Below are 16,029 nucleotides of genomic sequence, written 5' to 3'. Positions count from 1 at the left end.
GTGTTTAATCAACGAATAGGGCCTTTTATGGCGGGCTTAAGTGGGGAACAAGAGTCGCTCGATTTAGCAGTGGAATATAGCTAAGTAATAGCTGTAGGGCTAATTCATGAATTAGCCCTACAATCAATTATGATGAACCCTGGAAATAGAAAACGGGTTTATCGAAGAAACCCGTTTTCTGCGGGTTTTTTTGCGGGAAGCATCCCCCTCTCCTCGTAGGTTAAAGGGATGAGGTCATAACAATATGTTGCCAAAGGCGACTTTTCAGAATATAATGTAGAAGAGTAGTCATTCATCGCTCAGATTAGTTAAGATGATATTACATGACTAATAATATTGACCATGATCGCTTGTTTAAGGAGTTAATCTCCACCTTTTTTGTCGAATTTATTGAGTTATTTTTTTCCTCAATTGATGGATTATTTAGATAGAGACTCGATTACTTTTTTAGACAAAGAAGTATTTACCGATGTCACGGAAGGAGAAAGACATGAAAGCGATTTAGTCGCACAGGTTAAGTTTCGCGGAAAAGAATCGTTTTTTCTGATTCATGTAGAGGCGCAGGAAAGTTCCCGCAAGTGGTTTAACCGGCGAATGTTTACTTATTTTGCTCGCTTTCATGAGAAATTTGTCTTACCGATTTATCCGATTGTCATTTTCTCTTATTCAAAGCCAAAAAGAGCAGCGATTAGTCAATATGTAGTCGATTTTCCCGATTTAAAAGTCTTAGAATTTAATTATCAAGTAGTGCAGTTAAATCGATTAAATTGGCGAGATTTTCTCAATCAAACGAATCCAGTTGCTTCAGCTTTGATGGCGAAGATGAACATTGCCGAGAAAGAGCGAGCCAAGGTAAAAGCGGAATGTCTGCGCTTGTTAATTACTTTAAAGTTAAATCCTGCAAAAATGCAATTAATTTCTGGATTTATTGATACATATCTCAATCTTAATCCGGTGGAAGAGAGACAATTTCAAGAAGAGATTAGCACATTTAGTCAACCGGTACAGGAGGGAGTTATGCAAATTACCACCAGTTGGATGCGTCAAGGTATTGAACTAGGTATCGAACAAGGTATCGAACGGGAAAAGACATTGATTCTTCGTCAACTTAAACGAAAGTTAGGGGAGATTAATCCTTCATTGGAAACTAAAATTATGGAGTTAAGTATTGATGATGTCGAAGCATTAGCAGAAGCTTTATTCGATTTCTCTACAGTTAAAGATTTAATCAGTTGGTTAAATACTTTAACTGCCTAGCTTTGACGTTAGCGATTGCATCTTCCCAACAAATGAGAAAACGGGTTTCTTTGAGAAACTCTTTGAGAAACCCGGTTTCTTGTAATAAATGTTAATTTGTGTTACAGGTATCTTGAAAGATTTGGGATTCTTTGCATAAAATAGTCGCATTAATCTTTTGCGGTTAACGTCATGACTTCTACCCTTTTGCCGAGCTTTCCTGCTGTTGACGATGTTTTGTTCAATTTTGCTCAATCTGATGGCTTGAGTCAAGCTAATCAGGTGAATAGTGTGAGAAATCAGCGTTTAACCGCTACCGTAGTTTTCCTCGATGCTGGTGTCACCGATTATCAAAGTCTCCAAGCTGGAGTAATTCCAGGAGTCGCCACCGTTATTCTCTCTCCCAATCAAGACGGAATCGAACAAATCTCCGCTTTTTTACCACAAAATCCCCAGATTAGCACCATTCACCTCTATTATTAAATCGGTGCGTTACGCTATCGCGCTTCACAGCCTACGAGTAAGCAAACAACTCAAATGAACCCAACAACCGCCAATTATGATGAACCCTGGAAAGAAGCATTAAGCGAGTATTTTGAAGCGTTTTTATGCTTCTTTTTTCCTGAAGTTCACCAATTGATTGATTGGACAAAAATTCCCGAATCCCTAGAAAAAGAACTCAAACGGATTACCGCTTCCTCTAAAACAAAAAAACGTTTTGCTGACAAACTTTATAAAGTTTGGTTACTCAGGGGTGAAGAAGTCTGGATTTTGATTCATATTGAAATTCAAAGCCAATACGAAGAAAATTTCCCTCAGAGGATGTATATTTATAACTATCGTGCCTTTGATTTGTATCAGAAACCGGTTATCAGTCTGGCAATTTTAGGAGATGAACGAGTAAATTGGCGACCAGATTCCTATAATTATACTATCGCCGGCTGTGAAGTGAGTCTGAAATTCCCAACGGTTAAATTACTGGACTATGAGGAAAGATGGTCAGAACTAGAAGCAAGTAGCAATCCTTTTGCTATAATAGTCATGGCACACCTGAAAACAAAAGCAACTACTGGGAAGCTGCCACAACGGGAACAGTGGAAGTGGAAGTTAATCAGGGGATTGTATGAAAAGGAGTTCGAGAGGGAACAGATAATTAAACTGTTTGAAATCATCGACAATATGATGACTTTATCCCCTGAATTACAGTCAAGTTTAGAAAGTAAAATCAAACAATTTGAGGAGGAAAGAACCATGCCTTTAATGAGTAATATGGAGTTACGAGGAATCGAACGCGGTAAGGAAATTGGTAAGGAAATTGGGGAGTTACGAGGGATAGAACGCGGTAAAGAAATAGGCAAGGAAATTGGTAAGGAAATTGGTAAGGAAATTGGTAAGGAAATTGGTAAGGAAATTGGAGCGTTAGAAAATGCTCGTAACTATGTTAAAACGGTGCTGAAAACGCGATTGGGTGATATTCCAATAGAAATTGAGCAAGCTGTTGATAAAATTTCTGTATTATCGATTTTAGACGAGTTACTGAAATCGGCATTAACCGTTAATTCTTTTGATGAGTTGCATCAACTTTTAGAACAATAGTCTCACTAATTTTCTTCTCCAATGAACCAAACAACCGCCAATTATGATGAACCCTGGAAAGAAGCATTAAGCGAGTATTTTGAAGCGTTTTTATACTTCTTTTTCCTGAAGTTCACCAATTAATTGATTGGACAAAAATTCCCGAATCCCTAGAAAAAGAACTCAAACGGATTACCGCTTCAGCTAAGACAAAAAAACGTTTTGCTGACAAACTCTATTCAGTTATCAGTTATCAGTTATCAGTTATCAGTGACTAATTGGAAGCAAGCAGCAATCCCTTTGCTATAATAGTCATGGCACACCTGAAAACAAAAGCGACTACTGGGAAGCTGCCAGAACGGGAACAGTGGAAGTGGAAGTTAATCAGGGGATTATATGAAAAGGAGTTCGAGAGGGAACAGATAATTAAACTGTTTGAAATCATCGACAATATGATGACTTTATCCCCTGAATTACAGTCAAGTTTAGAGAGTAAAATCAAACAATTTGAGGAGGAAAGAACCATGCCTTTAATGAGTAATATGGAGTTACGAGGAATCGAACGCGGTAAGGAAATCGGTAAGGAAATTGGTAAAGAAATTGGAGCGTTAGAAAATGCTCGTGATTTTGTGAAAAAAGTTTTGGAAAACCGACTAGGCGATATCCCTGGAGATATTGGACAATGTCTCAATGATGCTTCAGTTATTTCGGTTTTAGAAGAGATGTTAAAAGCCGCACTTATAGTAAATTCTTTTGAGGAGTGTAGGAAGTCTTTTAGTATCATCATAAATAAGTAGGGTGGGTAATACCTACCTTACTTAGTAAACTGTTTGAAATCATCGACAATATGATGACTTTATCCCCTGAATTGCAGTCAAGTTTAGAGAGTAAAATCAAACAATTTGAGGAGGAAAGAACCATGCCTTTAATGAGTAATATGGAGTTACGAGGAATCGAACGCGGTAAAGAAATAGGCAAGGAAATTGGTAAGGAAATTGGGGAGTTACGAGGGATAGAACGCGGTAAAGAAATAGGCAAGGAAATTGGTAAAGAAATTGGTAAGGAAATTGGAGCGTTAGAAAAGGCTCGTAACTATATTAAAACGGTGCTGAAAACGCGATTGGGTGACATTCCAATAGAAATTGAGCAAGCTGTTGATAAAATTGCTGTATTATCGATTTTAGACGAGTTACTGAAATCGGCATTAACCGTTAATTCTTTTGATGAGTTGCATCAACTTTTAGAACAATAGTCTCAGTAATTTTCTTCTCCAATGAACCAAACAACTGCCAATTATGATGAACCCTGGAAAGAAGCATTAAGCGAATATTTTGAAGCGTTTTTATACTTCTTTTTTCCTGAAGTTCACCAATTGATTGATTGGACAAAAATTCCCGAATCCCTGGAAAAAGAACTCAAACGGATTACCGCTTCAGCTAAGACAAAAAAACGTTTCGCTGACAAACTTTATAAAGTCTGGTTACTCAGGGGTGAAGAAGTCTGGATTTTGATTCATATTGAAATTCAAAGTCAATACGAAGAAAATTTCCCTCAGAGGATGTATATTTATAACTATCGGGCCTTTGATTTGTATCAGAAACCGGTTATCAGTCTCGCTATATTAGGAGATGAACGAGTAAATTGGCGACCAGATTCCTATAATTATACCATCGCTGGTTGTGAAGTCAGCCTCAAATTCCCAACAGTTAAATTACTGGACTATGAGGAAAGATGGTCAGAACTAGAGGCAAGTAGTAATCCCTTTGCTATAATAGTGATGGCACACCTGAAAACAAAAGCGACTACTGGGAAGCTGCCAGAACGGGAACAGTGGAAGTGGAGGTTAATCAGGGGATTATATGAAAAGGAGTTCGAGAGAGAACAGATAATTAAACTGTTTGAAATCATCGACAATATGATGACTTTATCCCCTGAATTGCAGTCAAGTTTAGAGAGTAAAATCAAACAATTTGAGGAGGAAAGAACCATGCCTTTAATGAGTAATATGGAGTTACGAGGAATAGAACGCGGTAAAGAAATAGGCAAGGAAATTGGTAAGGAAATTGGGGTGCTAGAAAAAAGCCGTGATGACATAAAAACAGTTTTAACTGTGCGGTTTGGACAGATTTCTTCAGAAATTGAAGAGATAATCGGCAAAATGACTAACCCTACTATCTTAGAAGAGCTACTAAAATTAGCAGCTACCGCTAATTCTCTCGCAGAATTTAGGCAGTCTTTGGCAAGAATCCAATAATCTTGTCCTAATATCTAGAAAACGGGTTTCTCAAAGGAACCCGTTTTCTGTATATAATGTTAATTTATGTTATGGAAGTCTTGAAAAATTGGCGATTGTTTGCACAAAATAGTCGCATTAATCTTTTGCAGTTAACGTCATTACTTCTTCTCTTTTGCCGAGCCTTTCTGCTGTTTACGATAGTTTGTTTAATTTTGCTCAAGCTGATGGCTTGGTTCAAGTTAATCAGGTGGATAATACAAGAAATCAGGGTTTAACCGCACCGAATTTAATTTGATTTTCTCTGATTCATGAATAAACCTGATGAAAAAAAAAAAAAAAATAAGCATATTTTATATTCTATTGACGGTAGAAAAAAACGCTCTCAAGATGGTAGAAACGATTAATTGATGGTTTGACAGTCTTCAAGCCTAACCTAGACTGGCTGCGGTTGCGGAAAACAGGCTGACTCGACTGAATAAATAATATTAAAGCAGCTTGTGGGCAATGTCCACCCTACACCACTTACCAGGAACCCTTGCATTATGTCTCGCCAAACTAATCTCAACCAGTCCGTAGTTTTCCTCGATGCTGGTGTCACCGATTATCAAAGTCTCCAAGCTGGAGTAATTCCAGAAGTCGCCACCGTTATTCTCTCTGCCAATCAAGACGGAATCGAACAAATATCCGCTTTTTTACAACAAAATCCCCAGATTACCACCATTCACCTGGTTTCCCATGGTGCGCCTGGATGCTTATATTTAGGGAATTGTCAACTCAATTTAACAAATATTTACGATTACCGCCAACAGTTACAGAGTTGGGCAAAGATTAATCGTATTCTATTGTACGGTTGTCAGGTCGCGGCGGGAGATGCAGGAGAAGAATTTATTGAGAAGTTGCATCAGTTGACGGGTGCGACGGTGATGGCTTCAGCGACACCTACGGGAAGTAGTCGAGGGGGAGGAAGTTGGGAGTTAGAGGTAATAGTTTCTCGCGCTGAAAGTGAGCAAGATTTGAATATTTCCTTGGCGTTTGGTGGGGAGACTTTAGCGACTTATGAGGGAGTATTTGCTCTTTCTTTAGTGGGTAATTATGATACTCCTGGCTTCGCTATGGATGTGAAAGTAGTGGGGAGCTATGCTTATGTAGCTGATTTTAGTTTAGGGCTGCAAATTATCGACATCAGCAACCCTACTAACCCCACTCTCATCGGCAATTATGATACTTCTGGCTTCGCTATGGATGTGCAAATAGTCGGCAATTACGCATATTTGGCTGATTATTATTCAGGACTGCAAATCATCGACATCAGCAATCCAAGCAACCCCACTCTGACAGGCAATTATTCTGGTTTTGGTTTGGGTTATGGGCTGGAGGTAGTGGGAAACTACGCTTATGTAGCTAGTTATTATCAAGGACTGACAATCATCGACATCAGCAATCCAAGCAACCCCACTCTCATCGGCAATTATGATACTTCTGGTCAAGCTTTGGAAGTCCAAGTAATCGGTAATTACGCTTATGTAGCTGATTATGAGTCAGGACTGCAAATTATCGATGTCAGTAACCCGGAAAACCCCACTCTGAAAGGTAATTATGATACTCCTGGCATTGCTAGTGATGTGGAAGTAGTAGGCAACTACGCTTATGTAGCTGATGGTTGGGATGGAGGACTGCAAATTATCGACATCAGCAACCCTACCAACCCCATTTTCATTGGCAATTATGATACTAACAACGCTGCTTATGATGTGGAAGTAGTGGGAAATTACGCTTATGTAACTGATGATATGGCAGGACTGAAAATCATTGACATTAGCAACCCGACTAACCCCACTCTCATCGACTATTACGATGATTTTTCTACCGTTGCTTATGGTGTGGAAGTAGTGGGGAATTACGCATATCTAGCTGATTATTTTGACGGTTTAAAGATTATTGATGTAAGTGGCTTCAATAACCCATCGCCTTTACCAAGTGTCACCTTAGCAGTCTCTACCACCAGTGTTACCGAAGATGGAACAACTAATTTAGTTTACACTTTCACCCGCACAGGAGACACAACCAATCCTTTGACGGTCAATTTTACAACAGTCGATGATACAGCCTGGTGGAAAACAGCCATCTTTAATACAGATTACAGTCAAACTGGTGCAGCCAGTTTCCCAAATTACTCAAATGAAACAGGAACAGTGACTTTTGCTGCTAATTCTGCGACTGCAACTGTAACAATTGACCCCACAGCAGATACCACAGTTGAAGATGACGAAACCGTCAGCTTAACCCTCACTTCTGGGACTGACTATACAGTTGGGACAACTACTCCAGTGACGGGGACGATTCTCAATGATGATACCCGTGTTACTCTTCAGGTTTCTCCTAGTCTTGTTACCGAAGATGGGACAACCAACTTAGCTTACTTCTTCTACCGCGAGGGTGTAACAACCAATGCTTTGACAGTTAACTATACAGTTGGGGGGACAGCTACCCTTAATACAGACTACACCCAAACTGGTGCAGCGAGTTTTAATGGGACAACAGGGACAGTGACTTTCGCCGCTAATGCTAATAATGCTACCGTAACAATTGACCCGACAGTAGATAATATAGCTGACCCGGATGAAACTGTAACTTTAACCCTCGCTTCGGGGACTGGTTATACAGTGGGGACAACCACCACAGTGACGGGAACAATTAATGACGATATCAACCCCCCTACCCCCACTTTCATCAGCAAATATGATACTCCCGGATGGGTTTGGGATTTGAAAGTAGTTGGGAATTACGCATATTTGGCTGATTGGACTTCAGGACTGCAAATTATCGACATTAGCAACCCCACTAACCCCATTTTCAAAGGCAATTATGATACTGACGCTGCTTATGGTGTCGAAGTAGTGGGGAATTACGCTTATATAGCTGATGGGAGTTCAGGACTACAAATCATCGACATCAGTAACCCTAGTAATCCCACTTTCATCGGCAATTATGCTAATTTTGGTGCGGTTCTTGGTGTGCAAGTAGTTGGAAATTACGCATATCTGGTTAATAATGGGGCTTCATCACTGCAAATCATCGACATCAGCAATCCCACCAACCCCACATTAAAAGGCAGTTATGATGATGATTATGACCCTGCTTTTGGTTTACAGGTAGTAGGAAATTACGCATATCTAGCTGATGGAGAGTCGGGACTGAAAATTATCGACATTAGCAATCCCACTAATCCCATCTTAAAAGGCAGTTATGATACTTCTTATGCTTTTGGTGTGCAAATAGTCGGTAACTATGCTTATGTAGCTGATTGGGATTCAGGATTGCAAATCATCGACATCAGCAATCCCACCAACCCCATATTAAAAGGCAATTATTATAGTTCTGGCCATGCTGCTAATGTGCAAGTAATCGGTAACTACGCATATCTAGCTGCCCAGTCGGGGGGTTGGGGGGGTTATGGACTACAAATCATCGACATCAGCAACCCTACTAATCCCACTATCAAAGGTAATTATAAAAACTTTTACTCTCCTTTGTCATATGCGTATATAGTCCGTGATGTGCAAGTAGTTGGTAATTATGCTTATGCCGCCGGATCAAACTCTCCTGGTGCAGGCGGATTGCAAATTATTGATGTGAGTGAGTTTACCAATCCACAAACTGTTACTCTTGCTGTCTCTCCCAGTAGTGTCAATGAAGATGGGACAGCTAATCTCATTTATACCTTCACCCGTAGTGGTGTAACAACAAATGCTTTAACAGTCAATTACACCCTGGGAGGGACAGCTACTCTTAATACCGACTATACTCGTACAGGGACTACCAATACAGTCACCTTTGCTGCTAATTCAGCGACTGCGACTGTAATCGTTGACCCAACTCCTGACACAACTGCTGAAAGTAATGAAACTGTTATTTTAACCCTCGCTTCTGGGACTGGTTATACAATAGGTACGACCACCGCAGTTACCGGGACGATTACTAATGACGATTTCTCCAAACTCTCCATCAATAATATCACCGTAGTGGAAGGTAAAGATAATAATGCCATCCTCACCGTCACAGTTGATAACCCCAATTCACAACCAATTACCTTCAACTATACCACTGGACCCATTGATGCTACCGCCAATGTAGATTACACTAGCAAAACTGGAACTATCACCATTGCACCTAATACTGCCACCGCTACTATTAGCATTCCCCTCCTCAATGATAACCTCAATGAACCTGATGAAGTCTTCACCGTCACCCTCTCCAATCCGGTTAATGCTACCATCAATCCCGAAGGAGGAATAGGAGAAGTTATCATTACTGATACTTGGCAAAGCAGTCTTACTCGCACCTTACCCAACAATGTGGAAAACCTCAGACTAATTAGCAGTAATAATGTTAATGGTACGGGTAACGCTGGTAACAATAAAATCACCGGAAATAGTGGTATTAATCAAATCAATGGCGCTAACGGTGCTGATACTTTAACCGGTGGTAATGGTGCAGATACTTTCATCTTCCAATTTGGTCAATCTACCATATCAACAAGGGATCGTATCACAGATTTTGCCATCAATAGTGATAAAATTGACTTATTAACTCAAGCTGGAAACGCTATCAGTGCGCCTAGCAATTTCAGTCGTGCTGCTAATAGCACTGTCACCACTTTACAGAATTTAATCAATCAGGTATTTACTGATGCCAATGGAGCCACTACAGGTAATCAAGGATTAGCGGTTAATAGTGCCGCCTTAGTGCAGGTAACAACCGGTGCAATAGCTGGAACTTACCTCGTTATTAATGATAGCGCGGCTGGCTTCCAATCCAGCAATGATTTATTAATAAATATCACCGGATTTACTGGTACTTTGCCAGCTTTAGGGAACATTCCAGTGGGTAATTTCTTTATCTAAGTTTCTAAGTCACCTAGAAAACGGGTTTCTCGGAGAAACCCGTTTTCTGTCTTAAAAATTGTCAGCTACCCCCGCCATTTATTAGTCACATATTTCTTAACATAAAGTTGGACAACAACTATCGCATAACTTCACAATAACTTGATATTATTATTACAATAGTCTCAAAAACAATGATCGAATTAAGTCCCGCCGCCGCTAGAGAAATTGAACGTTGGAGTCAAAGCCGTCGTCTGACTGGTTCCTATCTGCGTTTGGCCGTAAAAAACGGTGGTTGTTCGGGACTTCACTACCATCTCGAATTAACCCCTATTGCGGCAGAAAACGATCGCTTTTATCAAAGTCAGGGTATTAATATTTTAGTTGATCCTGACAGCGATCGCTACCTACAAATTTTAAAATTAGACTATTCAGAAGATCTCATGGGTGGTGGTTTCCGTTTTACCAATGCCAACACCCAAAATACCTGCGGTTGTGGTCTTTCCTTTAGTGCTTAGTTAACTGGTCCAAATAGCCAAGACAACTAAAAGCGCATTAACCAGATAAAAAGCTCCCACAATCTTCGTTTCCGTCCAACCACTTAATTCTAAATGATGATGAAAAGGAGCCATTTTTAATAATCTTTTGCCCTTGCCATCGGGTCCTTTTGTCGCTTTATAATAGATAACCTGAGCGATTACCGAAAGAGATTCCAGAAAGAAGAGACCACTAATTAAAAATAATCCCCAGAGATGTCCAGTAATTAAACCCACTGCAGCTAAAGCACCTCCCAAAGCGAGGGAACCCGTATCACCCATGAACACTTTAGCGGGGTTGCGGTTATGAAAAATGAAGCCTAGACAAGCACCAGCAAAACAAGTGCAGAAAATCGCCAAATCTGGATGACTAGGAGCGATAATAATGGCTAAACCCAAAAAAGCGATCGCACCTGTTCCCCCCGCTAATCCATCCACCCCATCGGTGAGATTAGTGGCGTTACTTTCAGCCACCAGGACAAATCCCGCCAAAATCCAGAAGAAAAAGCCCAAAGGAATGACTAATCGACCCCAAAGGGTGATATCGGTACTCACCTGATTGACCAACATCCAGAGGCAAAAAAGCACCGCCCCCGTTATCTGTAAAATTAACTTCATCCGGGGAGATAGGCCTTTATTCGACTTATAACGCAGAATTTGCCAATCATCTAACCAACCGATACCCATGTAAGCAAAAGTCAGCAAAGCAACCGCCACCACATTAGGAGTAAATTTAGACCAGATTAAAGCGAAAATAAGGGCTACTGGCACAAAAAAGCTGCCTCCCATGGTTGGGGTTCCTGCTTTCTTTAAATGAGCCTGGGGTCCATCTTCGCGCATGATCTGACCCATTTTCAAGCGCCGCAGCATCGGTACTACTTGACAACCAAGACCAGCACTGATTAACGTTGTGGCCATCAGGGGGATTAACAGGGAATTAGTGGACTGAAAAAAAACTACTAACAGAAATAGTAATCCCGTTAGTAGAATCAGGAGATGGGTTCCAGTGGGTTTTTTAAAGATAGGGGCGGAAAAAATGTTAGCGTTCACGACTAAAGCGTCAGATAAGGGGAAAATTTGCCAAAGAAGACGGGATTAATCTTCATCTAAGACTAATTCATCTTCGTCGTCATCATAACCGATATCATCGACATCCATGAGTTCAGATAGTTCCACATCTTCTTCGAGAGTGAGATCTGGTTCGGCGATTTTATCCCGGGGAATCATGCGATTATTTTTTTCTAACCACTCGACAATGGAAGCGTCTTTTTTTAGGGGAATAACCGCGGCCGGTTCATAGCGGGGTTCTTGACGAATAGAAGGATTAAGCATAATTACTCGACGATTAGCAGCAATCATTTCGAGTTTACCATGTCTTTTAAGGCTCTGATAATCTCTTGATTGGCCGCGGGGAAAGTGTAATGATCTAGTTCCTCGATAGTTACCCAGCGGATTTCTTCACATTCGATCGCTCTTGCTTGGCCGCTGAGATAACGACAGTTATATACTTGTAGATTAACCCGAAAATGACTATAGGTGTGATCGATGGTGATTAAATGACTATCCACTGCGATTTCAATGCCAATTTCTTCTAATACCTCCCGTTTAATACATTCCTGTACCGTTTCATTGCCTTCGATTTTGCCACCGGGGAATTCCCAAAAACCGCCCAAGAGTCCCTTGGCTAGACGGCGATCGATTAAAATTAAATCTCGATCATCTCTAATTACGGCCACACCGATTTGTTTACAGGGTAAAGAGTCTGTTTCTGGAATCATAGCGGTTATTAGCGAAAAAATCGGAAAAAATAGTTAAAAACTGACTGCGGAAAATTGAGTCAAAAGATGATATGATCGAGAATTGTACGATTAACGATTAACAATGACAGTCAGTTCCGAATCAAAGTTTATTTTAAAAGTATTGTGGTTAGATCAGAACGTAGCGATCGCTGTGGATCAGGTGGTCGGCAAAGGAACTAGCCCCCTCACCGCTTATTTTTTCTGGCCGCGTCATGATGCTTGGCAACAACTGCAAGAGGAGTTAGAAGCAAAACACTGGATTGATGAGTCCGATCGCGTCGATGTTCTCAACAAAGCCACAGAAGTAATTAATTTTTGGCAAGAGTTACGCAATCAAGGCCGACAAATCCCCATGGCCGATGCACAGTTAAAATTCCCCGAAGTTGTTTTTAGTGGTAGCAATTAATTTATAGCAGTTATCTTAATGGGGAGCGACAAAATCTCCAGTTTTAGGCAACGGAAAACAGGAAACTTTTTCAGTGATCACCGAGCAGTAGGAGAACAGCAACTTCTCAATAAGTAGGGAGGCACAATTATTTGTAGGATGGGTTAGCGGTAGCGTAACATAATCGGGCGTTGGGTTTCATGCTTCAACCCAACCTACTGATAACTGATCACTGATCACTGATCACTGATCACTGATCACTGAAAAAGAATCGGGTAGGTTTATATAAACCCGCCCGATTTTGCTTTAATTTAATGTGATTTGGCTTGGTTTAAACCGATACTAAACCGCCTGCGGCCTGGTATCTAGCGCGTGCTTTGCGCCATGATTGTTGCGCTTGGATAGTTTTGCGACGGTCATCCCCTTTACTGACTTCATCGAGACGGGTTTGGGCCTGTTCGTATTCGGCGCGAGCTTTTTCTTTATCGATTTTTGAGCCTAATTCCGCCCCATTAACGAGGACTTTGATCTCATTATTTTCGACTTCGGCAAAACCGCCCAAAACCGCGATATTTTCCCAGTCTTTCCCCGGTCGAATTCGCATTACGCCAATATTCAGGGCAGTTAATAAAGGAGCGTGACCGCTAAGAATACCTAATTGTCCCGTGGAACTGGGTAGGATTACTTCTTCGGCCACGTTATCCCAGACAATGCGATCGGGTGTAATAACCCGTACTGTAATGCTCATTGGTGATAATAACGATAATTTTGGCAGATTTCTGGGTTTAGTAACCGCGTTTAGCGGTTACTACTGACTTTTAATTAGCCTTTTTTGAGTTTTGCGCCTTTAGCGATCGCTTCATCGATACTGCCGACCATATAGAACGCTTGTTCGGGTAAGCTATCGAGTTCACCTTTGAGGATCATCTGGAAGCCTTTGATCGTATCAGCGAGGGTAACGTATTTACCCGGGGAACCGGTGAAAACTTCCGCCACGAAGAAAGGTTGCGAGAGGAAACGCTCAATTTTGCGAGCGCGGTCAACGGTGAGACGATCTTCTTCCGATAATTCGTCTAAACCGAGAATAGCGATGATGTCCTGTAACTCTTTATAGCGTTGCAGGGTAGATTGGACGGCGCGAGCGGTGCCGTAGTGTTCATCACCGACGATATCAGCTTGGAGCATGGTGCTGGTGGAACCGAGGGGATCTACCGCCGGATAGATACCTTTGGAAGCCAGACCCCGGGATAGTACTGTTGTTCCGTCCAAGTGAGCGAAGGTAGTAGCGGGAGCGGGGTCAGTCAAGTCATCCGCGGGTACATAGACCGCTTGGATGGAAGTGATCGATCCCTCTTTGGTGGAGGTAATCCGCTCTTGCAGGTCGCCTACGTCAGTGCCGAGGGTGGGTTGGTATCCTACCGCAGAAGGCATCCGACCGAGGAGCGCCGATACTTCCGAACCGGCTTGCACGAAACGGAAGATATTATCAATAAATAAGAGTACGTCTTGCTTGTTGACATCGCGGAAGTATTCGGCCATGGTCAAAGCGGAGAGACCGACGCGCATTCTCGCTCCGGGGGGTTCGTTCATCTGACCGTAAACGAGGGCGATTTTCGATTCTTCGGGGTTATCAGCGTTGATTACCTTCGATTCGATCATCTCGTTGTAGAGGTCGTTTCCTTCGCGGGTTCTTTCACCCACACCGCCAAAAACCGAGACACCCCCGTGTTGAATGGCGATATTGTTGATTAATTCCATCATAATGACGGTTTTGCCCACACCAGCACCCCCAAAGAGGCCGATTTTGCCCCCTTGACGGTAGGGGGTGAGCAGGTCAATCACCTTGATACCGGTTTCAAAAACCGTCGGTGTTACTTCAAGATCGACTAATTTGGGAGCGGGACGGTGAATAGGAGAGGTTTCGGTGACGTTAACCGGTCCTTTTTCGTCCACGGGTTCACCAAGAACGTTAAAAATCCGACCGAGGGTGCATTTACCCACGGGAACGCTAATCGCCGCGCCAGTGTCCACGATATCCATACCGCGCACTAAACCATCGGTGGTACTCATGGCAACGGCCCGCACTTGGTTGTCACCGAGTAACTGTTGTACTTCACAAGTAACGGATAAATTTTGACCGGCGGAGTTAGTTCCTTTTACGGTTAAGGCATTATAAATACGGGGCAGGTTGCCACTGGGAAATTCGGCATCGATGACCGGACCGATGATCTGGACGATTTTACCAACGTTAGTTTCTGTTGTCGCTACCATTGTTTATGTCTACTCTGGGTTTTAGCTGATAACTCCCACAAGGGGAAAGTCTTAATTTTTTGTAAAATTAGCCAATACTCAGCTTATCACGCTAGGGGATCAGATCAGTTATCAGTCACCAGTGATCCGATTTGAGTTTTCCGAGTCTGAGCGGTGATCGGTATTAAATGGCAATTTTCTGCTTACTGGTTGCTGATCACCGATAAAAAGTAAGGCAGGCCTTAGCCTACCTTAAAACAAAGCGAGGTTGATCAACTTTGGGGATGCCGATGCGGATGCAGCGGATGGAATTGGTCTATTACCATATATTGTCGATTATAGCAAGGGTTTTGCTGGTTGCCTAGATTCAAATAAAAAATAATTCAAAGCTTGACCATAGATTTTAATCTATGTATTGAACCACAAGAACTATCTCCTGTCAAATTTTCAAGGGACAGCTTTAGATAGGGTTTATGGTAGGGGCGCAATGCTTGCGCTCAAAATGTGTTATGGATATTTCTAAGTATCTAAGCACAATTAATTACACATCTAAGCCACTACTCCGTCAGACTTCTGCTGTGATCAGTAAACAGTGAACTGAAAACTCAAATCCGATCCCTAATAGCTGTATCCCGTCTCCCGTCTCGGAGTCTCCCGTCTCGGAGTCTCCCGTCTCGGAGTCTCCTGTCTCGGAGTCTCGACTAGGAAATTAATTTTCCACGACTACTTACAAAACTGAGATGCACTCCCTTCCCTCAACTGTCCGGGAGAATTGTGCTGTAAGATAAGTGGGTGGGTGGAATTAAATATAAGATGAACGGCTCTTCTGGTTTCTGTGTGGAAACGAGGTCTATACTGATAGTTTATTCCGCCAAATAGCACTAAAAGTCTTGCCTGATAAGCATTTCACGATTCCATAAGCAAAAATTATCACACAAAGTCGAGAAGAGCCGATGAACGTAGGTTGGGTTGAAGCATGAAACCCAACGCCTGATTATGTTATGCTACCGCTAACCCATCCTACAAATAATTTTGCCTCCCTACTTATCTTCAGTTTCAATTGTTTAGGCTCGCAATCCTAGATGAGAATAAATTTCGGTAGCTTTTGCGGCAATAGATCAATAATCTG

General features: G+C 41.8%; 11 protein-coding genes and 3 pseudogenes. 9 read left to right on the top strand and 5 right to left on the bottom strand.

All coding sequences use genetic code 11. The features are described from left to right. The first annotated feature begins 323 nt into the window (after window positions 1-323). The 8 genes and pseudogenes from VL20_RS25450 (at window position 324) to VL20_RS25415 (ending at window position 10,448) form a co-directional block, all read left to right on the top strand. Window positions 324-1,257, top strand: a pseudogene (locus VL20_RS25450) (Rpn family recombination-promoting nuclease/putative transposase). Window positions 1,258-1,428: 171 nt separating this feature from the next. Further along, window positions 1,429-1,719, top strand: coding sequence for a DUF4347 domain-containing protein (locus VL20_RS25445; protein WP_284525917.1), 291 nt, complete (start codon window positions 1,429-1,431; stop codon window positions 1,717-1,719). 54 nt (window positions 1,720-1,773) lie between these two features. Beyond that, a complete protein-coding gene (locus VL20_RS25440; RefSeq protein WP_052278204.1) occupies window positions 1,774-2,832 on the top strand; it encodes an RpnC/YadD family protein in 1,059 nt (352 codons plus the stop codon). Between the two features lie 21 nt (window positions 2,833-2,853). Continuing rightward, window positions 2,854-3,608, top strand: a pseudogene (locus VL20_RS25435) (hypothetical protein). Between the two features lie 26 nt (window positions 3,609-3,634). Beyond that, a pseudogene (locus VL20_RS25430) lies at window positions 3,635-4,063 on the top strand (hypothetical protein); the annotation flags it as partial. Between the two features lie 21 nt (window positions 4,064-4,084). Beyond that, window positions 4,085-5,065 carry an RpnC/YadD family protein gene (locus tag VL20_RS25425; RefSeq protein ID WP_052278201.1) on the top strand — a complete coding sequence of 327 codons (981 nt, stop codon included), beginning with the start codon at window positions 4,085-4,087 and terminating at the stop codon, window positions 5,063-5,065. A 524-nt stretch (window positions 5,066-5,589) separates the two neighbouring features. Further along, on the top strand, window positions 5,590-9,951 hold the full coding sequence (locus VL20_RS25420) for a DUF4347 domain-containing protein (protein WP_128575318.1): 4,362 nt from the start codon (window positions 5,590-5,592) through the stop codon (window positions 9,949-9,951). 173 nt (window positions 9,952-10,124) lie between these two features. Next, window positions 10,125-10,448 (top strand): HesB/IscA family protein, encoded by a 324-nt coding sequence (locus VL20_RS25415; protein WP_002766059.1) that lies wholly within the window; start codon window positions 10,125-10,127, stop codon window positions 10,446-10,448. On the opposite strand, the gene mraY is transcribed toward VL20_RS25415, so the two are convergent. The 3 genes from mraY to mutT are packed head-to-tail and all read right to left on the bottom strand — an operon-like array spanning window position 10,449 to window position 12,244. Continuing rightward, on the bottom strand, window positions 10,449-11,516 hold the full coding sequence (gene mraY / locus VL20_RS25410) for a phospho-N-acetylmuramoyl-pentapeptide-transferase (protein ID WP_052278200.1): 1,068 nt from the start codon (window positions 11,514-11,516) through the stop codon (window positions 10,449-10,451). 45 nt (window positions 11,517-11,561) lie between these two features. Then, window positions 11,562-11,825, bottom strand: coding sequence for a DUF3134 domain-containing protein (locus VL20_RS25405; RefSeq protein WP_002760451.1), 264 nt, complete (start codon window positions 11,823-11,825; stop codon window positions 11,562-11,564). Next, on the bottom strand, window positions 11,822-12,244 hold the full coding sequence (gene mutT / locus VL20_RS25400) for an 8-oxo-dGTP diphosphatase MutT (protein WP_052278199.1): 423 nt from the start codon (window positions 12,242-12,244) through the stop codon (window positions 11,822-11,824). The genes VL20_RS25405 and mutT overlap by 4 nt, the downstream gene beginning before the upstream one ends. Window positions 12,245-12,347: 103 nt before the next feature. Between mutT and VL20_RS25395 the strand changes: the two genes are divergently transcribed. Then, the gene (locus VL20_RS25395; protein WP_052278198.1) at window positions 12,348-12,671 is read left to right on the top strand and encodes a 30S ribosomal protein PSRP-3; all 324 of its coding nucleotides are present in this window, start codon (window positions 12,348-12,350) and stop codon (window positions 12,669-12,671) included. A 310-nt stretch (window positions 12,672-12,981) separates the two neighbouring features. Here the strand turns inward: VL20_RS25395 and atpC are convergent, their stop codons facing one another. Both atpC and atpD read right to left on the bottom strand, forming a co-directional pair. Continuing rightward, window positions 12,982-13,398 (bottom strand): ATP synthase F1 subunit epsilon, encoded by a 417-nt coding sequence (gene atpC, locus VL20_RS25390; RefSeq protein WP_002760449.1) that lies wholly within the window; start codon window positions 13,396-13,398, stop codon window positions 12,982-12,984. Window positions 13,399-13,472: 74 nt separating this feature from the next. Next, the gene (gene atpD, locus VL20_RS25385) at window positions 13,473-14,921 is read right to left on the bottom strand and encodes a F0F1 ATP synthase subunit beta (RefSeq protein ID WP_052278197.1); all 1,449 of its coding nucleotides are present in this window, start codon (window positions 14,919-14,921) and stop codon (window positions 13,473-13,475) included. Window positions 14,922-16,029 lie beyond the last annotated feature (1,108 nt).

This window comes from Microcystis panniformis FACHB-1757, assembly GCF_001264245.1.
GTDB lineage: Bacteria > Cyanobacteriota > Cyanobacteriia > Cyanobacteriales > Microcystaceae > Microcystis > Microcystis panniformis.
This window is presented reverse-complemented; position numbering and strand designations above follow the sequence as displayed.

Bases quoted from the DNA above. Each gene is read 5' to 3' on its own strand.
- VL20_RS25405 (WP_002760451.1), bottom strand. From the start codon at position 11,825: ATGATTGCTGCTAATCGTCGAGTAATTATGCTTAATCCTTCTATTCGT.
- atpC (WP_002760449.1), bottom strand. From the start codon at position 13,398: ATGAGCATTACAGTACGGGTTATTACACCCGATCGCATTGTCTGGGAT.
- VL20_RS25445 (WP_284525917.1), top strand. From the start codon at position 1,429: ATGACTTCTACCCTTTTGCCGAGCTTTCCTGCTGTTGACGATGTTTTG.
- VL20_RS25395 (WP_052278198.1), top strand. From the start codon at position 12,348: ATGACAGTCAGTTCCGAATCAAAGTTTATTTTAAAAGTATTGTGGTTA.
- VL20_RS25440 (WP_052278204.1), top strand. From the start codon at position 1,774: ATGAACCCAACAACCGCCAATTATGATGAACCCTGGAAAGAAGCATTA.
- atpD (WP_052278197.1), bottom strand. From the start codon at position 14,921: ATGGTAGCGACAACAGAAACTAACGTTGGTAAAATCGTCCAGATCATC.
- VL20_RS25420 (WP_128575318.1), top strand. From the start codon at position 5,590: ATGTCTCGCCAAACTAATCTCAACCAGTCCGTAGTTTTCCTCGATGCT.
- mutT (WP_052278199.1), bottom strand. From the start codon at position 12,244: ATGATTCCAGAAACAGACTCTTTACCCTGTAAACAAATCGGTGTGGCC.
- VL20_RS25415 (WP_002766059.1), top strand. From the start codon at position 10,125: ATGATCGAATTAAGTCCCGCCGCCGCTAGAGAAATTGAACGTTGGAGT.
- VL20_RS25425 (WP_052278201.1), top strand. From the start codon at position 4,085: ATGAACCAAACAACTGCCAATTATGATGAACCCTGGAAAGAAGCATTA.